This window comes from Snodgrassella sp. CS2 (assembly GCF_050310315.1).
In the GTDB taxonomy this organism is placed as follows: Bacteria; Pseudomonadota; Gammaproteobacteria; order Burkholderiales; family Neisseriaceae; genus Snodgrassella; species Snodgrassella alvi_E.
The window spans coordinates 110,579-132,723 of sequence record NZ_JBNPBA010000003.1 but is presented as its reverse complement, the minus strand read 5'-3'; the positions used below and the strand labels follow the sequence as shown (position 1 = coordinate 132,723).

At 41.8% G+C, this 22,145-nt stretch carries 18 protein-coding genes; 6 read left to right on the top strand and 12 right to left on the bottom strand.

From position 1 onward, the window contains the following. Positions 1-197: 197 nt before the first annotated feature. The 3 genes from tgt to ACQP6D_RS05865 all read left to right on the top strand — a co-directional run bounded on the left by tgt (position 198) and on the right by ACQP6D_RS05865 (position 4,462). On the top strand, positions 198-1,313 hold the full coding sequence (gene tgt / locus ACQP6D_RS05875; RefSeq protein WP_267403287.1) for a tRNA guanosine(34) transglycosylase Tgt: 1,116 nt from the start codon (positions 198-200) through the stop codon (positions 1,311-1,313). Positions 1,314-1,426: 113 nt separating this feature from the next. After that, positions 1,427-2,809, top strand: coding sequence for an argininosuccinate lyase (argH, locus tag ACQP6D_RS05870; RefSeq protein WP_427857678.1), 1,383 nt, complete (start codon positions 1,427-1,429; stop codon positions 2,807-2,809). A gap of 450 nt (positions 2,810-3,259) precedes the next feature. Beyond that, positions 3,260-4,462 (top strand): hypothetical protein, encoded by a 1,203-nt coding sequence (locus ACQP6D_RS05865; RefSeq protein ID WP_427857677.1) that lies wholly within the window; start codon positions 3,260-3,262, stop codon positions 4,460-4,462. Between the two features lie 287 nt (positions 4,463-4,749). Here the strand turns inward: ACQP6D_RS05865 and xerD are convergent, their stop codons facing one another. The 8 genes from xerD to rph form a co-directional block, all read right to left on the bottom strand. Then, positions 4,750-5,649: a site-specific tyrosine recombinase XerD gene (gene xerD, locus ACQP6D_RS05860; protein ID WP_370388135.1), complete on the bottom strand. Its 900-nt coding sequence runs from the start codon at positions 5,647-5,649 to the stop codon at positions 4,750-4,752. After that, entirely contained in the window at positions 5,643-6,101 is a 459-nt protein-coding gene (locus ACQP6D_RS05855) for a methylated-DNA--[protein]-cysteine S-methyltransferase (protein ID WP_427857676.1), read from the bottom strand. Before ACQP6D_RS05855 ends, xerD begins: the two co-directional genes overlap by 7 nt. Continuing rightward, complete coding sequence (locus ACQP6D_RS05850; RefSeq protein WP_427857675.1) at positions 6,094-6,540, bottom strand: peroxiredoxin; 447 nt, start codon at positions 6,538-6,540, stop codon at positions 6,094-6,096. Before ACQP6D_RS05850 ends, ACQP6D_RS05855 begins: the two co-directional genes overlap by 8 nt. 38 nt (positions 6,541-6,578) lie before the next feature. Further along, positions 6,579-6,962, bottom strand: coding sequence for a hypothetical protein (locus tag ACQP6D_RS05845; RefSeq protein WP_427857674.1), 384 nt, complete (start codon positions 6,960-6,962; stop codon positions 6,579-6,581). A gap of 87 nt (positions 6,963-7,049) precedes the next feature. After that, entirely contained in the window at positions 7,050-8,288 is a 1,239-nt protein-coding gene (locus tag ACQP6D_RS05840; RefSeq protein ID WP_427857673.1) for an MFS transporter, read from the bottom strand. A 6-nt stretch (positions 8,289-8,294) separates the two neighbouring features. Further along, positions 8,295-9,227: a tRNA 2-thiocytidine(32) synthetase TtcA gene (gene ttcA / locus ACQP6D_RS05835; protein ID WP_370387367.1), complete on the bottom strand. Its 933-nt coding sequence runs from the start codon at positions 9,225-9,227 to the stop codon at positions 8,295-8,297. Between the two features lie 108 nt (positions 9,228-9,335). Further along, on the bottom strand, positions 9,336-10,577 hold the full coding sequence (locus ACQP6D_RS05830; RefSeq protein ID WP_370387004.1) for an aspartate kinase: 1,242 nt from the start codon (positions 10,575-10,577) through the stop codon (positions 9,336-9,338). Between the two features lie 204 nt (positions 10,578-10,781). Further along, complete coding sequence (gene rph / locus ACQP6D_RS05825) at positions 10,782-11,519, bottom strand: ribonuclease PH (protein ID WP_427857672.1); 738 nt, start codon at positions 11,517-11,519, stop codon at positions 10,782-10,784. A gap of 162 nt (positions 11,520-11,681) precedes the next feature. Here rph and ACQP6D_RS05820 point away from each other — a divergent pair, with 162 nt between their 5' ends. Beyond that, positions 11,682-12,554 (top strand): YicC/YloC family endoribonuclease, encoded by an 873-nt coding sequence (locus ACQP6D_RS05820; protein ID WP_370388129.1) that lies wholly within the window; start codon positions 11,682-11,684, stop codon positions 12,552-12,554. Between the two features lie 94 nt (positions 12,555-12,648). On the opposite strand, the gene dapC is transcribed toward ACQP6D_RS05820, so the two are convergent. Beyond that, positions 12,649-13,836, bottom strand: a complete 1,188-nt coding sequence (gene dapC, locus ACQP6D_RS05815) for a succinyldiaminopimelate transaminase (RefSeq protein ID WP_427857671.1) — start codon at positions 13,834-13,836, stop codon at positions 12,649-12,651. Positions 13,837-14,024: 188 nt separating this feature from the next. Continuing rightward, positions 14,025-15,194, bottom strand: coding sequence for an NAD(P)H-dependent flavin oxidoreductase (locus ACQP6D_RS05810; protein ID WP_100141249.1), 1,170 nt, complete (start codon positions 15,192-15,194; stop codon positions 14,025-14,027). A 329-nt stretch (positions 15,195-15,523) separates the two neighbouring features. On the opposite strand from ACQP6D_RS05810, the gene ACQP6D_RS05805 reads away from it, so the two are divergent. After that, on the top strand, positions 15,524-16,051 hold the full coding sequence (locus ACQP6D_RS05805; protein WP_427857670.1) for a C40 family peptidase: 528 nt from the start codon (positions 15,524-15,526) through the stop codon (positions 16,049-16,051). 60 nt (positions 16,052-16,111) lie between these two features. Further along, positions 16,112-17,317, top strand: a complete 1,206-nt coding sequence (locus ACQP6D_RS05800; protein ID WP_267391909.1) for an acetate kinase — start codon at positions 16,112-16,114, stop codon at positions 17,315-17,317. A 191-nt stretch (positions 17,318-17,508) separates the two neighbouring features. On the opposite strand, the gene ACQP6D_RS05795 is transcribed toward ACQP6D_RS05800, so the two are convergent. Then, complete coding sequence (locus ACQP6D_RS05795; protein WP_427857669.1) at positions 17,509-20,877, bottom strand: calcium-binding protein; 3,369 nt, start codon at positions 20,875-20,877, stop codon at positions 17,509-17,511. A 626-nt stretch (positions 20,878-21,503) separates the two neighbouring features. Next, positions 21,504-22,145, bottom strand: a 642-nt coding sequence (locus ACQP6D_RS05790) for a calcium-binding protein (protein WP_427857668.1), incomplete at its 5' end; no start/stop codon positions are given.

Below are 22,145 nucleotides of genomic sequence, written 5' to 3'. Positions count from 1 at the left end.
ATATCAGATGGCCGCTTTTGTTTATATTTATAAATTAATGGGATAATTTAATGCGTCAGTTCTGATGAACTTTCGCTTCAGTTAAGGAATTTATTTTAACGATTTGGTTTTTGCTTGGCAATGCTTGCCCGGCGAAATGTGTAGGTTTGGGCTATAATGGGAAATTCTGTCATATTTTTTGATATTAAATAAGTTATATGCTGAAATTTACTTTACAGCGTACGGATGGTTTTGCGCGCCGTGGTACGCTTGAATTGAATCATGGTACGGTGGAGACGCCGGTTTTTATGCCGGTGGGAACTTATGGTTCAGTAAAGGCAATGTCACCACGTACTCTAGAGGAAATTAAGGCGCAGATTATTCTGGGTAATACGTTTCATCTTTGGCTGCGACCGGGTTTGGATGTTATCCGTGATTTTGGTGGTCTGCATGATTTTATAGGTTGGAAGCGGCCGATATTGACGGATTCAGGTGGTTTTCAAGTGTTTTCGCTGGCGCAAATGCGGAAGCTAACAGAAGAAGGGTGTACCTTCCGCAGTCCTATTAACGGCGACAAGCTGTTTTTATCACCTGAAATATCCATGCAGATTCAGACGGTGCTGAATTCTGATATTGTGATGCAGCTGGATGAGTGCCCTGATGGAAATGTGGATGCAGGAGAAGCAGAAAAATCTTTGCAGATGAGTTTGCGCTGGGCGGAGCGTAGTAAAAACGAATTCGAACGTCTGAATAATCCGAATGCTTTGTTTGGTATTGTGCAAGGCGGAATGTATGAAGACCTGCGTGAGCAGTCGCTTGCTGGTTTGGAAGAAATCGGTTTTCCCGGTCTCTCTGTAGGTGGTCTTTCGGTGGGAGAGCCAAAACCTGAAATGTATCGTATTTTACGTGCTATTGGACCTAAACTTCCGGCGAATAAACCGCACTATCTGATGGGTGTGGGTACACCTGAAGATTTAGTATATGGTGTGGCGTATGGTATTGATATGTTTGATTGTGTGATGCCAACGCGAAATGCGCGTAATGGATGGCTGTTTACACGTTTTGGAGATGTGAAAATCCGTAATGCTATCTATCGCCATGACCAGCGCCCGCTGGATGAAAGCTGCGATTGTTACACTTGCCAGCATTTCAGTCGTGCTTATCTGCATCATTTGCAGCGTGTGGGTGAGATTCTGGGTGCTCAATTAAATACTATTCATAATTTACGCTATTATCAGATTCTGACTGCAGAAATGCGTCTGGCTATTGAAGCGGGTAAATTTAGTGAATTTCAAATGCGTTTTCATGCTGATCGTGCCCGAGGTGTTTTGTAGGTTTGTGTCTGTCGGGAGTGGTGCTGTTTTGTAAGTGTATATAATTTGTTGCTGATAGTTGAAGTTTGTCAGCAATGTTTTGTGTTTTTATAGAATATAGTGGAGAAAGTTGTATGGGTGAAAAAGCCTGGTCGGGCCGTTTTCATGAGCCGGTTAGTGAGCTGGTAAAGCAGTACACTGCATCGATTACTTTTGATCAGCGTCTTGCTCAATGTGATATTGAGGGTTCTCTGGCACATGCGCAGATGTTGCAGCAGGCTGGTGTGCTTAGTGCGGAAGATTTGAACGCAATTCAGCAGGGTATGCGGGAAATTCTACATGAAATTGCTGCCGGTAAAATCAACTGGTCAGTTGATTTGGAAGATGTTCATATGAATGTGGAACATCTGCTTACGCAGAAAGTCGGTGATGCCGGTAAACGTCTACATACCGGTCGAAGTCGCAATGATCAGGTAGCGACGGATATCCGTTTATGGTTGCGTGAGGAAATTGACCGCATTGTGTTGCTTATCAATGATTTGCAGTCTGCGCTTGTTGATTTGGCTGAAAAAAATGCAGAGGTGGTGATGCCTGGCTTTACGCATATGCAGGTGGCTCAGCCTGTGAGCTTTGGTCATCATATGCTGGCGTATGTGGAGATGCTGGGACGAGACTGCGAGCGAATGCAAGATTGCCGTCATCGAGTAAACCGGATGCCTCTGGGTGCGGCCGCTCTGGCAGGGACAACTTTTCCGATAAATCGGGAAGTGACAGCGCGATTACTGGGCTTTGAGGCTATATGTCAAAATTCTTTGGATGCGGTATCAGATCGGGATTTTGCTATTGAGTTTACTGCAGCCGCATCGATTCTTATGATGCATCTTTCGAGGCTGAGTGAGGAACTGATTTATTGGATGAGTCCGCGCTTCGGCTTTATTGATATTGCCGACCGTTTCTGTACAGGGTCGAGCATTATGCCGCAAAAGAAAAATCCGGATGTACCGGAACTGGTACGCGGAAAAAGTGCGCGGGTGGTCGGACATTTGATGGGGCTGATCACCTTGATGAAATCGCAGCCATTGGCTTATAACAAGGACAATCAAGAAGACAAGGAACCTCTTTTTGATACGGTAGATACGTTGGTTGACACACTGAGGATTTATGCCGATATGATGCGTGGTGTGAGTGTGAAGCCTAAAAATCTTCGAGCAGCGGTTTTACAGGGGTTTGCTACGGCAACTGATCTAGCTGATTATTTGGTGAAAAAGGGTTTACCATTTCGTGACAGTCATGAGGTGGTGGCACGTGCTGTACGTCTTGCTGAAGAACAGCAAAAAGAATTAAGCGAATTACCTCTGGAAGTGCTGCAGTCTTTCTCTGGTTTGATTGAGGAAGATGTTTATCAGGTATTATCGCCGGAAGGCAGTTTGAATGCTCGTAATCATATAGGTGGTACGGCACCTGAGCAGGTTCGGACACAGGTGGCTCGCTGGCGTAAGTGTTTACAGAGTAGTTAGTTCTAATTGTATGGGCTGATATGTCTTATTGAAAAAAACAGGCAGATTTTTCTGTCTGTTTTTTTATATCCGGAAAAAAAATTATACTATTTTTATGTCATATTTTTATGATTATGAGCAATTGTCGGTTTTTAATCTATCGTGATTGATGAGTGCCATTTTATGATGTATGCGAAAATCAGAAATAAGGGGACAAGGTGTGTATTGATGTCATTGTTTAATGTAGTCAGAAGTTATAAGTAAAATGATGTTTCAGGTAATTTGCTGTTTATTAGGTATTTATTAAATATAATTACAGATAGGTTTGTTTGTAATTGATTATATGGTGATAAATCATATTTGATTTTAGCCATACATGAAATTTATGATTTGCTGGTATAGTTTGCGTATATCATTTACAATAATTAACGTATTTAAATTTTTTTTGAATTTTGTTTTCAAGGGAAAACTATGCAATTACAAATGACTAAATTAATTTTGGCGCTTACAGTGGGCGGATTGTTATCTGCATGTGGGTCTTCTAAGATAGAACAATCTCCTGATAAGATGGTTCGCGCTGGTATGCAGCGGATGATGAAGGAGGACAATCAGTACAATTTTTCGGGCACGCTTAAACTAGATGTACCAAATCAGGTTAATGCAGATATAGCTGATAAAAATTCTGATGTAATTGAACATAAAGCAAGTGATGCCTTTGACGTGGATTTAGATTCGAATTCGGATGAAGAAGCAGAAGTTGCAGATGAAAGAGATTTCTATAAGAAGCAAATGAAGTCGTTAAATAGGGTACTAAATTTATTGAGTAAATCTTTTACCATTCCTTTCACCGGTGCAGTGGATATGCCGAAAGGACGTATAGAAGTTATTCCGGAATTGCGCTATGAAAACAAAAATGCTTTAGTTTCTTATAAATTTCCAACCTATATTGATTTTAATAATTTAGCAGTGTATGTGGATGCCTCTGCGATAACTAATATCTCAGATATTATGAATGAGCAATCAAATCCTACTCGAGTAGTGGGGGACAGATATTTGCAAGTAGCCGTACCACAAGAACGACTGGTGCATTTACCGGTTGAAGATTTGCTTAAAAGCCTACCTAAATCTGTAGATGATGGTTATGCTGCTATTGATGCAAATGCATTTACAAAGGTTGATGTAGATGAATTCGGTAAAAATCTGGAAGCTAAATATCAGGTTAGGCTGAATTCAAACTATGCAATGAGTTTGAAGTATGATATAGCTATGCTGAAAAGCATTTCTGAAAGTTTGAAGCAGGCTGCTGCTAAAGCCGGATCGGATAGTAAATATCAACCACAGGATTATGCGGTTTTACAAAATGTTGTTGATGGTTTGACGGTTATCTATACTGGTGATGATAATGGCAGGTCTGGTGTACCAGCTGCTTATTTTATTCAGCAGTTGAAAAATAACTCTTCACCGATTATATATAATTTTTATCTGGATTCTAAGGGACGTATTACTGGGATGAGAACTGAAATGGAAATCCCTTTGGAAAAAGTTAAAGAATTTAAGCAAGCAATTAAAATGGACTATCGGATCAAGTTTGACTATACCGGAAGTCCGAAATTTACGATGCAGCCTACGCCGCAGAATTCTGTGAATATTGGATCTAGCTTAGGTTTATTTTAATATTATTTGGTGTTTGTATTATTAGTTCGAATACAGTGTGGCCAGTATGCAATGCGTGCTGGCTATTTTATTGGATGATGCATTATGTGTCCGTTTGGGATCAGCATGAAAAAAAGTTAGAGTAAGTAGGTTAAATAAAAGAATTTGAAAGTTAGCTTCTAATCACTTTTTGATGTCATTATGATGTATTAAATGAACTGATTCCGGCTCTTTCAGATTAGGCAACTAGTCGACTGGTTGGTAAGATATTTATATAAAATAAAATTTTCACTTGAATATAAATTGTTTTAGCCACGTGGGTGGTGTTCATGTACCAGTTGTTTCAGGCGTTCATTGGCAACGTGAGTATAGATTTGGGTGGTCCCTATGTCTGCATGTCCCAGCAGAAGCTGAACGACGCGCAAATCGGCTCCGTGGTTAACCAGATGTGTGGCAAAGGCATGGCGTAATCCATGCGGACTAAGGTGATGAATACCGGCAGCGCTTGCATATTTGGTTACAATCATCCAAGCAAGCTGGCGGCTGATGGCGGTTTTTTTCTGGCTGACAAATACGGCATCACATGCTTTTCCTTTAAGTAAGGCAGGTCTGGCATGTGTAAAGTAGTTTTGTAACCAGTCTGTGGCTTCTTCGCCAAGAGGTACCATGCGTTGCTTGTTGCCTTTACCGATGGTGCTAAGCAAGCCGTTTTGTAAATCAATTTCGTTTATGTGCAGGTTGACAGCTTCGCTGACACGTAATCCGGTGGCGTACATTAGTTCGAGTAAAGCTTTATCGCGCAAACCATGTATAGAATCAGTATCTGGAGCTGCAAGCAAGGCATCTATCTGGCTTTCAGATATGATATCGGGCAGATGCTGACCTTTTTTCGGCATCTGAAGTTGCTCTGTGGGTAAATCCTGCCGCCGATTGTATTCTTGCATCCAACTAAACAGTCGTTTGCATGCTGACAAGGCGCGGGCTTGTGATGATGGCTTTTCTGTATCTACAAATAGAGCAGTGGCCAGTGATAACGTGTCTACGTTAAACCAGTTCAGTTGCTGTGCATGTAAGCGTTGGGCTATTTTGCTTAGATCGCGTCGGTAGCTTTCCAAAGTGTTAAAAGCCAGTTGTTCGCTCAGCCATAAATGCTCTAGTAATGATTCAATTGGTTCGAGCAATTCTGCTGGTAAGGCTTGGGTTAACATGTGGCATTTTCATGGGTAAGCAACCAGCGTTTGATACCCAGTTCGAAACTATCGTTGCTCAGACTGAATCCACCTAGACCAGTAGCTGAAATTACTCGGTGACAGGGAATAATAATAGGTAAAGGATTTTTGCCACAAGCTTGCCCCACAGCTCTGGGGGCGCTGCCCAATTGGCGCGCTATGTCGCCGTAGGTGACTACCTGCCCATAAGGTATGGAGGCGATAACCTGCCAGACACGCTGTTGAAATTCAGTACCTGCGGATAAGGGTGGGAGGTTGAAATTGTGCAGGGTGCCGGCAAAGTAAGCGTCAAGCTGTTGTGCCCAGAAACCGGTTAATTCGGGCATTTTTTCTGTTGTGTCTTTTTGCCAGCGTATGCCTTGTATGTGATTCAGCGGGTGGCAATCTACAATTAGCGAGCAGCAAGGGGCATTGTAGAGGTAACTAGACATGATTTTGTAGGGTGTCTAAAACGATCTGAGCATGGCCGGCAGCTTTGACTTTGCGCCATTCCTGCACAATATTGCCATTTTTATCTAGAATGAAGGTGCTTCTTTCTATACCGAATACTTTTTTGCCATACATGTTTTTTTCTTTGAGTACGTCAAACTGTCGGCACACCTTTTCTTCGCAATCGGATAACAAGGTGACGTTGAGTTGATATTTGCAGATGAAATTGTGATGACTTTTTTCTGTATCGCGGGATATGCCCACTACGCTGTAACCAAGTTGTTTGAATTGAGGTAGTAAGGCGCTGAATTCCTGTGCCTCAGTTGTACAGCCCGGGGTGTTGTCTTTGGGATAAAAATAGACAACGGCGGGTAGGTGTTCAGCGATGCTGAAGCTGTTGTCTTCAGCGTCCGGCAGAGTGAAAAGCATTGATTCTGACATATTATATTTTCCTTTGTATGGATATTTATGCTGTTAATTTAGTCACGGATAAAAGCGGTAATCAGTGGTTTATCGCCAATCAGGCGGCTGCAATGTCCGTGAATATTTGTATCAAATGAGACGCCTGTTGGTAAGGTATCTGCCGAATAGAAATATTCACCAGGTCCAAAGCGGCGGGTTGTACCATCACGCAAGCCGATTTCCATAATGCCCTGTAGTACAAATAGCCATTGCGGTTTGCTGGTACAGTGAAAGTCGCTGGCAAAGCCAACTGGGCTTTGCCGTAATTGTAGACCTTCCGCATTCATCCATGTGGATAAGCGGCTTTTTTCATTGCCTTCGCTTAATTCGATTTTTTCTTCTTTAAAACGGGCAAAGCCGTATTTGTCGGTAAAGAGAATAATTTTGTTTAGTGTGGTCATGTTTATTTGTTGAATAATGGCTAAAAAATTAGTGCAGGGTATTGTACCACTGCACTGATGGAAAATTTAATCAGTCAGGCTGGTTTATCAGCCTATTACGCCAAGGCTGTCGTCTTTGGATGGGGTTTGGTTGTGTTTTGGTATCAGCCACAGGGTTGCTATGATGTCTAACAGATAGATGGACGCTAGTAAGCACAAGGCGGCATAGAAAGACCATTCTTTTACAAAAAAACCTATAACAAGTGGTCCAAAACCGCCAACTCCGCGACCAAGGTTGAAGAGGACGTTCTGAGCTGTAGCGCGCACATGCGGTGGGAAATTATCGGATATGAGGGCACCATAACCACCAATCATGCCATTAACAAATAGTCCCATGATGGCCCCACAGATTAGCAGGGCGGTAGGATCCTGTAATTGGGCATACTGCGCCACCATAATAAAGGCACCTATTTGGTAAATCAGAAAAATTTTCCAGCGTGCAAAATGGTCGGCGAGAAATCCAAATAGCCAGATGCCGATAATCATTCCGATTACGGTGACTGCTGTCCAATTACCGGATGCAGTGAGGCTGAAGCCCAGTTTGTTGGCCAGATAGCTGGGCATCCATATCATTAAACCGTAGTAGCCGAAATTTTGTACTGCACAGAGAATGAAGATGCCAAGGCTGGTTTTGGCCGTCTGACGGTCTTTGATCAGTAAACACAGGCGATTTGAAAAAGACAGCTCACCTTTTGCTTTGTGTTCACGGGTAAACTGCTCTGGTTCGCTGGTATCGTGACGGATGAAGTAGGAGGCCACAGCAGGAAACAATCCGACTAGGAACATACCGCGCCAGCCAATAATGTTGAGCAAGAATGGGGTAATGAATGCGGCAGCCAGTACGCCGAGCTGCCAGCCTATGCCGACAAATGCTGAGGCACGATTGCGCTTTGCTGCTGGCCAGACTTCTGCAATCATGGCCATGCCGATACCGAATTCACCGCCTAGGCCCATGCCAGCTAGTGCTCGGTATATCAGCAGATCATAGTAGCCCTGTGCAATGGCGCATAGGCCAGTGAATACGGCAAACATAAGAATGGTCAGTGAGAGCATGCGCACACGGCCGAATCGGTCGCTTAGGTGACCAAATACAATGCCGCCAACAACTGAGCCAATTAGGGTCCATGTGACAAGAGAACCGGCCTGAGAAGCGTTGAGACCAAGGTCTGTGCTAATGGCGCTGAGCATAAAACCCAGTATCAATAGGTCGAAACCATCCATGGCGTAGCCACTAATGGCGGCGACCATGGCTTTAGCGGGAGTTAATTTTTTTCTTGATTGATTCATAGGGGCTTAATGTCGGGAATCTAAAATGTTAATAATAGGTTTTACTGTGGTTGCAAGCTGTGTAAATTCGCCGGTCTGTGCCAGCGTTGGTGTAGTTGGATAATATTCACGGTCAAAAGCTGTATCGCCACCATGTGGCAGTTTTTGTCCTTGTTGCAACGCTACGAAGTTAAATAACTGAGTGTCTGCCAAATGAGAGGGTATGACGTTCTGCAAGGCGGAAAACATGGATTCAATCCGTCCGGGAAATGTTTTATCCCACTGTTGCAGCATATCTTTAATTACCTGTCTTTGCAGATTGGGCTGAGAGCCACAAAGATTGCATGGAATAATGGGGAAATTCTGGATTTGTGCAAAGCGAATGAGGTCTTTTTCTTTAACATAAGCCAGAGGACGGATGATGATGTGCTCGCCATTATCTGATAACAGTTTGGGAGGCATGGCTTTAAGCTTGCCACCATAGAACATATTAAGAAACAGGGTTTCCAAAATGTCGTCGCGATGGTGACCTAAAGCGATTTTGGTACAGCCATTTTCTTTTGCTACTCGGTACAGAATGCCGCGCCGTAAACGGCTACACAGCCCGCAGGTGGTTTTACCTTCATTGATCACGCGTTTGACAACACTATATGTATCTTCTTCAATGATTTTAAACGGGACATTCAGACTGCTCAGATAATTCGGCAAAATATGCGCTGGAAAGCCTGGTTGCTTCTGATCCAGATTAACGGCCAGAATCTCAAACCGTACAGGAGCGGATTTTTGTAATCGCAGCAGGATATCCAGCAATGCATAGCTATCCTTGCCACCAGAGAGGCAAACCATGATTTTGTCGCCGTCTGCAATCATCTGAAAATCATTGATAGCAGCACCAACCTGATGACGGAGCCGTTTGACCAGCTTGTTATTTTCGTATTCGTGTTTTGGTGTATGGGACATGGATGCAGCAATAATTTAAACAAATAGCTGCCATTGTACAATAATTAAAGGCCGACTGATGTGACTCGGCCGGCCGTTTGTAAACTTTACAAGAATTAAATAGATGTTTTAATTTCTTTGGGATGGTTCTTTATCAAGCTCAAATACTTGATGTAGCACGCGCGTAGCTAGCTCCAGATATTTTTCATCAATTAACACGGATACTTTGATTTCAGAAGTAGAAATCATTTGGATATTGATGTTTTCTTTAGCTAATGTGCGGAACATGGTGGAGGCAATGCCTACATGTGAACGCATGCCCATGCCAACTATGGAAACTTTGCATACGGTATCATCGCCGCAAACTTCGCGGGCACCGATAGTTTTCTGCACTTCATGCAGAATATCCAATGTATTTTGATAGTCGCTACGTGGTACGGTGAAAGAAAAATCTGTGGTACCAGCAGAACCTACATTCTGGATAATCATGTCTACTTCAATATTGGCATCGGCTACGGCACCGAGTATCTGTGAAGCCATTCCCGGTGTATCCGGCACACCACGCACATTAATTCGTGCCTGATTTTTATCAAAAGCAATACCGGATACTGCCGCATGTTCCATCATATCTTGATCCTCTTCAAACGTTATTAAAGTACCTTTGCCACTGTTTTCCAAACTGCTTAAGACGCGCAGCCGCACTTTGTATTTGCCGGCAAATTCTACCGAACGGATTTGCAAAACCTTGCTCCCCAAACTAGCCAGTTCTAGCATTTCTTCAAATGAAATGGTTTCTAGACGCCGTGCTTCTGGTACCACCCGCGGGTCGGTTGTGTAGACGCCGTCTACATCGGTATATATCTGGCATTCGTCTGCTTTCAATGCTGCGGCCAGCGCCACAGCTGAGGTATCAGAACCGCCTCTGCCTAGCGTAGTGATGTCGTTGTTAGCGTTTACACCCTGAAAGCCTGCTATGATGACAACCTTACCTGCATTCAGATCGCTACGAATGCGAATTTCGTCAATTGCATCGATTCTGGCTTTGGTGTGAGCGCAATCGGTTTTTACCGCTACCTGCCAGCCGGTATAGCTTTTGGCATCTACTCCAATGCTGTGTAAAGCCATGGCTAGAAGGCCGATCGTAACCTGCTCTCCGGTTGAAAGTACAACATCCATTTCGCGTGGATTGGGTTTTTCCTGTATTTCATGAGCCAGTGCAACTAAACGATTGGTTTCGCCACTCATTGCGGAAACCACTACGACAACATCATCACCATTGGCTTTGGCCTGTGCTACCCGACGCGCTACGTTTTTAATGCGTTCTACTGAACCTACTGAGGTACCGCCGTATTTCTGTACGATTAACGCCATAATACTGCTTGCTTTCTGAGTTGTTTTATTGTCAAAAAAGGAGAGACTGTGTAAACACTATCTGCTTATTTATCCAGTCAGGGCGTTCTTTGTAGCATTTTTATCATGTAAAAACAAGCCGCTGAATCAGTATTTTGTCAGATTCAAGCGGCTTGTTTTAAATTATCTTTAAATTTAGATAATAGTTAGTTGTATTTGTTTGAATTAATTGGCTTTTAATGCTTGCTGCTGAGCAGCAAGAATAGAACGGATGCCTTTTTGTGCCAGACTGATTAATTGATTCAACTGCTGGATACTAAATGTGGCACCCTCTGCGGTACCCTGAATTTCCACTAATTGCTCTGATGCAGTCATAACAATGTTGATGTCAGCATCGCAGTTTGAATCTTCTGGATAATCCAGGTCAAGTAACAATGTGTTGTTAAACATGCCAACAGAAATAGCGGCAACTGCTTCACGGATTGGGTTTTCATTGACGATACCTTGGGTAAGCAATTTGTTTACAGCCAGAGACATCGCGACGAAAGCACCACTTATGCTAGCGGTCCGGGTACCTCCATCAGCCTGAATTACATCACAATCAATCAGTATTTGGCGGCTTCCCAATTTTTTCATGTCCATCACGGCGCGTAGAGAACGGCCAATCAGGCGCTGGATTTCTTGTGTTCGACCCGTCTGTTTACCAGCTACAGCTTCGCGACGCATGCGGCCGTTGGCAGAGGCGGGCAGCATGCCATATTCTGCTGTTACCCAGCCACGTCCGCTTTCTTTCAAAAAAGGAGGTACATTTTCATCGATGGTGGCTGTGCAGATAACTTTGGTATTACCGCAGCTGATAAGTACGGAACCATCAGCATGAGGCAAAAAATGTGGAACAATCGTCAGTTGGCGCGGTTCATCGTTTGCACGGTTGGTGCGGTTAGGTACTGTATTGGTTTTCATGCTGGCTGGAGAGGAAAGGGTAGTAAAGTAAACATTATATTACTTGTATGCTGTTCATCATACTAATTAGGTCTTTTAAGAATTAAGCGGATTTCGTTATACTTGATTTAATTGCCAGTTTGAATAATACCAGGCAGGAAAAAACGGTTTAAGGAAAATAATATGTTATACAGTATGACTGGCTATGCAAACGGTTCAGGACAATTTGGTAGTCGCCAAATCAACATTGAGCTTAGGGCTGTAAATCATCGTTATCTAGACATTCAGTTTAAAGTACCAGAGGAATTACGTCCTTTTGAAGGACAGATGCGTGAATTAATCAGCGCGGAAGTGGCTCGTGGGAAACTGGAATGCCGCATACAGATTCAGACATTACCTAATCAGAATACAGAAAGTCTGCCTATCAATCTTCAATTGGTAGAGCAGCTGGCTGCATTTAATCATCAGTTGCGTCGCCAGCATAAGGATTTGGGTAAGTTAACAGTGGCGGATATTCTTCATTTCCCTGGTGTGCTTATGGCCACTTCAGAGGATGATGATGTCTTATTAAATGGTGTGCAGACATTGCTCAAGCAAGTATTATCCGAACTTAAGGCTGCACGGGCTCGAGAAGGAGAGAAACTGCAACAGCATCTGTTGAACAGGCTAAATGATATGAGCGATATTGTGGCCGCAATACAGCAGCTGTTTCCTCAATTATTGCAGGATTATATGAATAAGTCCGAAACACGCTTACGCGAAGCTGTGGCACAGGTAGATGCAGAACGTCTGAAACAGGAATTTGTACTGTTTATGCAAAAAGCTGATGTGGATGAAGAGCTGAATCGGCTAAATACACATATCGCTGAAACAAGACGTCTTCTGCAGGAGCATAATGGTAGTGTAGGTAAGCGTCTAGACTTTCTGATGCAGGAACTAAACCGTGAAGCGAACACGCTGGGCAGTAAAGCCATTGCCATTGAATGTACTCAGGCTTCAGTAGGGTTGAAAGTATTGATCGAGCAAATGCGTGAACAGGTACAGAATGTAGAATAATTGCTATAGCATTTTAAAATTAAAACCAGAAATATTTTATTCATATACATGCATTTCTGGTTTTATGTTATTAAGTTTTTATTTGAAGATGCTGTTAGAAAGACAAATTAACCATTCGATTAGCAGCCTCAATGCATTCTTCTACACTGGAAACCAATGCAATGCGGATATAACCGGCACCAGCGTTGCCATAAGGAGTATTGCGTGCAAGATAGCGACCCGGTAATACTCTGATTGCTGCTTTTTGCCATAATTTTTGAGTAAAGGCTAAATCATCGCAGTCGGGTACTGATAGCCACAAATAAAAAGAGGCATCAGGTTTGTGGATAGCGAATTTGCGCTGTAAAATTGGTAGGACTTTATCGAATTTTTCTCGGTACAATTGTCGGTTTTCGATTACATGCTGTTCATCATTCCATGCAGCGATACTGGCGTACTGTACTGGTAGGCTCATGGCACTACCATGATAGGTACGGTATAGTAAAAAGCTGGACAAGAGTTTGCTGTCGCCAGCTACAAAGCCCGAACGCAATCCTGGTGCATTAGAGCGTTTGGATAGGCTGGTGAACATAATTAAATTATTAAATGTTCGTCCCGATAGTGTTGCAGCCTGCAAAGCTCCTAAGGGCTTATTGTTATCATCAAAGTAAATTTCTGAATAACATTCATCTGAAGCAATAACAAAGCCATATTTGTCTTGTAGTGCAAATAATTTCTGCCATTCTTCTAGATTCATGACGGCACCGCTTGGATTGCCTGGTGAACAAACGAATACCAACTGCACTTTCGACCATGTGTTGCTATCAATTTCCTCCCATTGGGGCATGAAGTGCGGTGCCCGACAATTGACATATTCTACTCGTGCGCCAGCCAGTAAAGCAGCTCCTTCATATATCTGATAAAACGGATTAGGGCTAATTACGACAGGTTTATACTCGCTGCTTGTATCTATAATGGTCTGGGTAAAAGCAAATAATGCCTCTCTACTACCTAAAACTGGCAGCACTTCACTTTCAGCATTGACACTTAAACCATCATATCGGCGGTTTAGCCACTGGGCGCAGGCTTCTTTTAATTCAGGTATCCCCGCCGTAAGGGGATATACAGCAAATCCGTCCAGATGTTGCTGCAATGCGTCCGTAAGCACTGCAGGGGTGGGATGCTTTGGTTCACCAATATGTAAGAATATAGGTTTTAGATTGGCTGGCGGTTCTAATCCATCCGTTAATTTACGCAGGCGGGCAAAAGGATAGGGTTGTAATAATTCTAGTTTTGGATTCATAGTGGTATATGCATCAAATTTTCTATACTTTGATACTACCACCAATCTGTTTACCGCAGCAGTAAGTTGTAATTTTTATTACTGCGCTTATATCAGTTGCTGGCAGACTTAAGCGTATTAAGTGTGTATAAAACTAATGAATAAATAAAAAGCCACATATTAAGTGGCTTAATGAACAAAATGAACACTCAGGCAGATTTTTGTTCAGCCTGTATATGTCCGGTTAATAAATAGTCAATGGTTTCTTTAACCGTACGCATAGCATTGCCAAAAGGTAAAGGATCTTTACCGCGGAAAAACAAACCTTTGTCAGTTTCACCGCGCCAAGCTGCAGCCAACTTTAAGTCAATACAAAATTGGCCGACTTTTTCCAGTCCATCACGTAGTCCACATACAGATAAACAATTAATACCTTGTGTACAGCGTCGTGGATCGGCTTTGGCATTGGCCTGCAAAACACTTTCTCGTTTCAAGTAGCTGTCTAGAAATTTAGTTTTGACACCGCGCGCTGGTAAACCGGCGACAGACATGAACTCAACAATTTGTTCACCTTCAGCACCAGCCAGTGTTTTTTTGAAATTGATATGTGCATCACCTTCCTGCGTAACGGCAAAGGCTGTACCTATTTGGACTGCGGCGGCACCCCATTCTTTCAGGGCAGTGGAGATTTTCTGAAAGTTGGCCATTCCACCAGCGATGATTAAAGGAATTTTTTCCCGCTCTAAATCCAGTTTTTTAAATAATTCAAATGTTTCGGTTAAAACTCGTTTGAACTCAAAGCGTTCATCATTGACTCCGGCTACTGTAGCAGCTCCAAGATGACCGGCTGCATGTGCTGGGTGCTCAATTACAATTGCATCCGGAAGCCGGTTTTTTTTCATCCAGCGTTTGAGGACAATGGCGATACCACGGGATTCGGACAAAATCGGCAAAAGAGCAACGTCAGGAAAATTTTCGGTCATATCAGGTAAATCTAATGGCAAGCCTGCACCCATTACGATTGCATGAGCACCGGATTCACAGGCTTGCTGTACCATTGCCTGATGGTCTTTTACCGCTTTCATGACATTTACGGCAATCATGCCACGTCCTTCTGACTGTGCCAAGGCAGCTTTAATTTCTCGGTCTAGAGCAATCCGGTTGAGGGTATCGTATTTTTCCTGAGTGGGATTTTCTTTAGATTGTTCCAGTAAATCGGGATGAAGATGACGCAAATCTACACTTGCAATGGTACCAACACCATTTTCACGTGCTACGGCACTGGCCAGTTTGGACGCGGAAATACCTACGCCCATCCCTCCCTGTACTATCGGAATGAGATGATGATTGCGAATAATAAGTGGTGCAAAGTCCTGCATGCTGCTTCCTGTCTCTTGATGCCCGATGAGTGTCATTACTACTAAAGTGTTATAATTGCGGCTGAAAAAGCGGCCAGGCGTCTGTTTCTCAGCTGGTTTTTACAAATTAGTGTATCTACTCTATTCTTGCACAAAGCCACTGTCAAGAAAATAAAAGTCGGCAAGGACGTTTAAATCAGGCTTTGTAAGCTCTTCTGTGGGTTTTGTACGACAAGGTTAGGTATTGTAATGATAATCAGTTAAGCCTTTTTGCTTAGAGAAATTATTACCAACTCATGTTATATTTCCGTAGTAGGGATGAATCAGTTAATCACACAGGGTATCAATGAATGATGGCATGTAATGCACAGCGGCGTGCCGTTTTAGGCGTGCTGATTCTGTTTCTTTCGGCCTGTGGTACCGGAAAACGAAAAGGAGTTCAGATTGCCAGTCAGCACCATCTGGCTCCTATCCGGATTACTAAAATCAGCCACCGGGCAGGCAGCCAGGAATTAATGCTGCAAAGCCTGAGTCTGATAGGCACCCCGTACCGATATGGTGGTAGTACCCGTGATAATGGTTTTGATTGTAGTGGTATGGTGCAATATGTTTACCAGCAAGCTTTGCAAGTAAGGCTACCTCGTACTGCTCGAGATATAGCCGCAGTTTCTGCTCCAATTCGTACGCGCGATCTGCAGGTCGGGGATTTGGTTTTTTTCAATACTTCGGGTCAGACGTATTCTCATATGGGGTTGTATATCGGTAACGGTGAATTTATTCATGCTCCTTCCAGTAACGGTGTGATTCGTACGGCCAGACTGGATCAACCCTATTTCAGCCAGCGTTTTACAGGTGCACGAACGCTGTTTGCCCGTTAATCAAAAAAAGAATGAACTTTCTTTTTGAAACTGAGTAAATAAAATAAACAGGACAACAACATGAGTGAGCAAGATTTAGTATTGGTACTTAATTGCGGCAGTTCTTCCGTGAAAGCTGCAGTAATGGATGTGGCCGAAAAAGAAGTTTTAATGAGCTGTCTGGCTGAAAAAGTAGGCAATACTGATGCTTTCATTACTTTCAAAATAAATGGTGAAAAACACAAACACGCTTTGACAGGTAGTCATGACCATGTAGCTGCTGTTATGGCTTTGCTGGAACAGCTGAAAGATTTAGGACTATACGATCGCGTAAAAGCGATTGGTCACCGTGTGGTTCATGGTGGTGAACGTTTTACGCAGTCTACAGTGATTACTCCTGAAGTAATGCGAGATATCGAAGCCTGTATTGTGTTGGCTCCATTACACAATCCGGCTCATATTCTTGGTATTCAGGCTGCTCAGCAGGCATTTCCGGACTTACCGCAGGTAGCGGTGTTTGATACTGCATTTCATCAGACTATGCCTCCGCATGCCTATCACTATGCTGTTCCATCTACCTTATATACTCGTTATGGTGTGCGCCGTTATGGTGCTCATGGAACCAGCTATCGCTATGTGGCACAGGAAACCGCTGCTTTTTTAAAGCGTGATATCAATGAAATGAGTATGGTTATTGCTCATCTGGGCAATGGTGCATCCATTACAGCTGTGAAAAACGGCCGTTCACAGGATACCAGCATGGGTCTGACTCCGCTGGAAGGGCTCGTAATGGGTACCCGTTGTGGTGACATTGATCCAAGTATTTTTTCATTCTTAGCTGCTAATGCCAAAATGAGCATCGAACAGATTACTGAAATGCTGAACAAGGAAAGCGGATTGCTCGGTCTATCTAATCTGTCCAATGACTGCCGCATGCTGGAAGAAGCAGCCGCTAATGGACATAAAGGGGCAGAGCTGGCTTTGGATGTTTTTGCTTACCGCTTAGCTAAATATGTAGGCGGCATGATGGTTGCTTGTGGCAGTCTTGATGCGCTGGTCTTTACCGGAGGTATTGGTGAAAACTCTACCATGATGCGTGAAAAAGTAGTGAATTATCTGAATGTGTTCGGTCTTATTCTGGATCATGATGCCAATATGGAAGCTTGCTTTGGTACGCCAGGTGTAATCAGCACAGCAGATAGTAAAGCATCCGTGATGGTGATTCCAACCAATGAAGAGCTGATGATTGCTCAGGATACTGCTCGTCTAACTGGTATGCACCTATAACAATTTATATTTGTTTGGGATGGACACACATCTCAGTTTGTAAAGTAAAACTGGCTCTGTATTTTTACTTAGCCGGTTTTATTTTTAAATTATATGTTTGCTTATTCAAAATAAGTTTTTCGGAAAAATAAAAAGGAATCCCTTGGAGGATTCCTTTTATTGAATATTAAATCGGTTTTAAAGATTTAGATTTAATTTCCCCAGTATGATGAAATGATTGCCTGCTGATTGAATAGCATCTTTTGTTCATCTATTGATGGGATGTTTTGCGAATCAGAACTAAAGGATGACATGGCATTCACTAATTGCTGAATTTGTGAGGCAAATATTTCTTTACCATCAGCTGTGGTGATGCTGTATTGGCGACAGTAATCAGTGAGATACCAGTTTTTAACTGTCACCTGATCTGTAGTGCCTAGATGGCTGATAATTAAATCATTGCCGTTATGACTAAACCACAATTCATTACTTTTATAGTCTTTGAAAGCCAGAATATCACCTTGTTGGGAATTTGCAGCCATATCGCTGACTACATCTTGTCCGTGGCCGGCATTGAAAACATACATATCTCTTTCAAAATTGCCACCATAGAGATAATCATTACCTGCACCTCCATTCAGTATATCGTAGCCTTCTTCACCAAAGAGTGAATCATTCCCGCCACCGCCTAGAAGGATATCATTGCCACTACCGCCAATAATATTGTCATCACCTTCTTCTCCGTAAATTGTGTCATTACCTTCATTCCCATAGAGAATATCGTTGCCTTTACCTCCGTAAATAACATCATTGCCTTTTCGGCCATTGATGATGTCGTTGCTGTCCCATCCATTGAGCACATCATCTGCATTGGTACCTTCAATTATGAATGTCATTTTAGCAATATCATCGACGGTGAATGTTTTATCTTCGAAAATAAAGTTGAATGCACGGGTATAGGGGTTTTCGCGGTCGAAAAAATCAGTCAGAGTAACAGAATCATTACTTCCATAAGCCTTAATAATTAAATTATTTCCTGTGCGGCTAAATACAGCATTCGAAGATAATGCTTTTTCAAATTTTATATCGTTAAACTGGCATTTTTCTGTAGATTGGCTTTTGTCATATATAGTATCCTGTCCATGACCAGCCTGGAAGATATACAGGTCTTTGCCTTCTTCACCTGAAAGAATGTCATTGCCAGTACCGCCAATTAGTACATCATAGCCATTGCCACCTATCAGGATATCGTTACCGCTACCGCCGACAAGAATATCGTCACCATTACCGCCATCAAGGTAATCATCTCCATCACCACCATTCAGAATATCGTTGCCATCTTCTCCATAGAGTTTGTCATTACCGGCATCACCATTCAGTATGTCGTTACCACTTCCCCCATAAAGGATATCATTTCCCGCTTTACCGTTGATGATGTCGTTACCTTCCCACCCATGTAATACATCATCACCGTCGGTACCGTTTGTCGAAATGTTTATATTATTGATGATATCTGCTGGCAAAGTTATGTCGGCAAAAACAAAATTGTAAGCACGATAGCCGGTATTACTTTGGCTAAAAAAATTGCTTAAAGTAACAGAATCATTGCCACCATAAGCTCTAATGATAAGATCATTGCCTGAGCGGCTAAAAATCACATTTTGAATATAGGCATTTTCAAATACAACATCGTTGTATTGCTCTTTATCCGTACTTGAACCTAAATCATTGATGATATCCTGACCATGGCCGGCCTGAAAGATATATCGGTCTTTTTCCCAGTCTCCACCACTTAGAATGTCATTTCCTGCTCCACCGTTCAAAATGTCATAACCATGTCCTCCTATTAAGATATCATTGCCATTTCCACCTATAAGTATGTCGTTACCATTGCCACCATCAAGATAATCGTCACCGGCTCCACCGCTTAAATAGTCGTTACCATTTTCTCCATAAAGTTTATCGTTTCCATCGTCTCCATTAAGAATATCGTTGCCATTACCGCCATAAATAATATCATTTCCCAATCCGCCGTTAATGATATCGTTGCTGTCCCATCCCTTAAGTATATCGTCTCCACTGGTGCCATCGATTGTAAATGTCATAGCAGCAATATCATTGATGCTTAATGTTTTATCAGAAAAGACAAAATTAAACGAGCGGCTGTATTGATTATCTGAATTAAAGAAATCTGTGAAGGTAACAGAATCCTTATCACCATAGGCTTTAATAATCAGATTATTACCTGAGCGGCTGAATTTGGCATCTGCAAAACAAGCATTTTCGAAAATAACATCGTTAAACTGGGTTTTGTCAGTGTCTGTACTATTATCCTGAATGGTATCTTGTCCATGACCGGCCTGGAAAATATAGAAATCCTTACCATTTCCTCCATCCAGAAAATCATTACCGCTGCCACCATTAAGCACATCTTGTCCGTTTCCACCATACAGATGATCATTTCCATCGCCACCATTAAGAGTGTCGTTATCTTCTTCGCCATACAGCCAGTCATCACCGGCATCTCCATAGAGTATATCGTCACCCTTTCCGCCGTAAATCGTGTCATTTCCCAGCCAGCCACTGATAATGTCTTTACTGTCCCAGCCTGTAATGATGTCATCAATCCAAGTACCGTTTATCACAAAAGTCATTTGGGCAATGTCTTTAACAGTAAGTGTTTTGTCTTCGAATATAAAATTAAAGGCACGCTTTTGCGGACTATCGGGGCAGAAATAATCGGTTAAAGTCACTGAATCATTGCCACCATAAGCTTCAATAATTAAATTATTTCCTGAGCGGCTGAATAGGGCATTTTTTACGTAAGCCTTTTCAAATTTAACATCATTAATACTGCTTACATCTGTTTGGCTGCTTTTATCGTTAATTACATCCTGCCCATGGCCGGCTTGAAAAATATAGAGGTCTTTGCCATCTCCTCCAGCCAGTATATCGTTACCTGTACCTCCGATAAGAACATTGTAGCCATCATCACTTCCTATCAAGATATCGTTACCATTTCCACCAACCAGCATGTTGTCTCCATGCTCACCTTCCAGATAGTCGTCACCATCACCACCATTGAGGATATCGTTGCCATAGCCACCGTATAGATGATCATTTCCAGAGTCACCGTTCAGGGTATCATTGCCGTTGCCACCATAGATGGTGTCGTTACCAGCTCCACCATTAATAATGTCGTTGCTTTCCCAACCATAAAGTACATCATCATTATTGGTGCCATTAAGCATAAAAGTCATGGCGGCTATGTCATTCCTGCTTAAAGTTTTGTCGGCAAAGACAAAGTTGAATGCGCGGCTGTAAGCGTTATTGGGGTTGAAGTAATCAGGCAATATTACATAATCTGCCGGTCCGTAAGCTTTGATGATTAAATCGTTACCAGAACGGCTGAATGTGGCATTGCTTGCACAGGCTCGAGTAAAAATTAGATCATTGTATTGTGCTTTGTCATATTCGTTGCCTTTGTCTCTAATGATACTTTGCCCGTGACCTGGCTGAAAAAAATAGCGATCTTTAGTCCAGTCGTTCCCAGTTTGGATATTATTAACAGTTTTATTCATTCTTATGCTCATTTTGTAGGTTGAAAAATGTTATATAAAAATATTTTATAAAAGTTTTTTAGCTTTGATTTTACCTTTTAATTTTAATTCCTTTGAATTATTGATTTAAATTGATTGCTAAACTGAGTAATATCTTCTAAGTGGCGTGAGATATTACTGCAAAGAATAATTTTTCATATGTTTAGAATTTTGCTTCTATTATAAATAATAAACTTATGTATATATTCGATAAATTAACATAGTTAACATAAGTTTTGCAATTGTGATTTCCTCTATTGCATAGTGATTTTATTAACTAAATATTTTTCTGCTCATGGTATTTATAAATTATTTAAAAAAAATATTGATAGTAATTGAAATTTATATTGATAAATGAAGAAGGTAAGATGAACTTTTGCCGTAAAGCAGATTAATGTGTTTTGGTTTGGTCATTAATGCCATAGCTTTCAATGAAAATCAAATGTTTGCTCAGAATGTTATGCATTTGAAACTAAATTCATATAGATAATTTCTTTCATGAAAGTAAATATTTATATGAATTTTTGAATCGATTTTCCATATTTATAAAAGGAATCCTTATAAAGGATTCCTTTTTGGTAATCAAACTTAACAATTTAAATCACAGATTAACTTCCCCAATATGAAGAAATTATTGCCTGCTGATTAAATTGAATTTTTTGTTCATCTGAAGATAAGACATTATTTTGATCTGATGTGAAATTGGCCATTGCTGTGACTAATTGCTGAACTTGTGAACCAAATATTTTTTTGCCATCAGATGTATTTATACAATATTGTCTTGAATTAAAATTACTATACCAATCTTTAATAGTTACTTGATCTGAAGAACGAACATGATTAATTACTAAATCATTACCACTTTGTTTAAGCCATAATTCGTTGCTTTTATAATCTACAAAATTAAGAATATCTCCTTCTTGTAGATTATTGGCTTTATCCATAACAATATCTTGACCATGGCCAGCTTCAAACACATATTGGTCTTTTTCAAAATCACCGCCGATAAGGGTGTCATTACCCGTACCGCCAATGAGGATATCGTAGCCATAACCACCTTTAAGGATGTCGTCACCGTCACCGCCGTAAAGGGTATCGTTACCTTCATCACCCATAAGGGTGTCGTTACCATCGCCACCGTAAAGGATATCATTACCTTCTTTACCATATAAGGTGTCATTACCTTTACCACCGCTGATAACATCATTACTCCACCAACCGGTGATAGTATTATCATTGTCATCACCATT

Coding starts and splice junctions, on each gene's coding strand:
- tgt (WP_267403287.1), top strand. CDS start 198: ATGCTGAAATTTACTTTACAGCGTACGGATGGTTTTGCGCGCCGTGGT.
- argH (WP_427857678.1), top strand. CDS start 1,427: ATGGGTGAAAAAGCCTGGTCGGGCCGTTTTCATGAGCCGGTTAGTGAG.
- ACQP6D_RS05865 (WP_427857677.1), top strand. CDS start 3,260: ATGCAATTACAAATGACTAAATTAATTTTGGCGCTTACAGTGGGCGGA.
- xerD (WP_370388135.1), bottom strand. CDS start 5,649: ATGTTAACCCAAGCCTTACCAGCAGAATTGCTCGAACCAATTGAATCA.
- ACQP6D_RS05855 (WP_427857676.1), bottom strand. CDS start 6,101: ATGTCTAGTTACCTCTACAATGCCCCTTGCTGCTCGCTAATTGTAGAT.
- ACQP6D_RS05850 (WP_427857675.1), bottom strand. CDS start 6,540: ATGTCAGAATCAATGCTTTTCACTCTGCCGGACGCTGAAGACAACAGC.
- ACQP6D_RS05845 (WP_427857674.1), bottom strand. CDS start 6,962: ATGACCACACTAAACAAAATTATTCTCTTTACCGACAAATACGGCTTT.
- ACQP6D_RS05840 (WP_427857673.1), bottom strand. CDS start 8,288: ATGAATCAATCAAGAAAAAAATTAACTCCCGCTAAAGCCATGGTCGCC.
- ttcA (WP_370387367.1), bottom strand. CDS start 9,227: ATGTCCCATACACCAAAACACGAATACGAAAATAACAAGCTGGTCAAA.
- ACQP6D_RS05830 (WP_370387004.1), bottom strand. CDS start 10,577: ATGGCGTTAATCGTACAGAAATACGGCGGTACCTCAGTAGGTTCAGTA.
- rph (WP_427857672.1), bottom strand. CDS start 11,519: ATGAAAACCAATACAGTACCTAACCGCACCAACCGTGCAAACGATGAA.
- ACQP6D_RS05820 (WP_370388129.1), top strand. CDS start 11,682: ATGTTATACAGTATGACTGGCTATGCAAACGGTTCAGGACAATTTGGT.
- dapC (WP_427857671.1), bottom strand. CDS start 13,836: ATGAATCCAAAACTAGAATTATTACAACCCTATCCTTTTGCCCGCCTG.
- ACQP6D_RS05810 (WP_100141249.1), bottom strand. CDS start 15,194: ATGCAGGACTTTGCACCACTTATTATTCGCAATCATCATCTCATTCCG.
- ACQP6D_RS05805 (WP_427857670.1), top strand. CDS start 15,524: ATGATGGCATGTAATGCACAGCGGCGTGCCGTTTTAGGCGTGCTGATT.
- ACQP6D_RS05800 (WP_267391909.1), top strand. CDS start 16,112: ATGAGTGAGCAAGATTTAGTATTGGTACTTAATTGCGGCAGTTCTTCC.
- ACQP6D_RS05795 (WP_427857669.1), bottom strand. CDS start 20,877: ATGAATAAAACTGTTAATAATATCCAAACTGGGAACGACTGGACTAAA.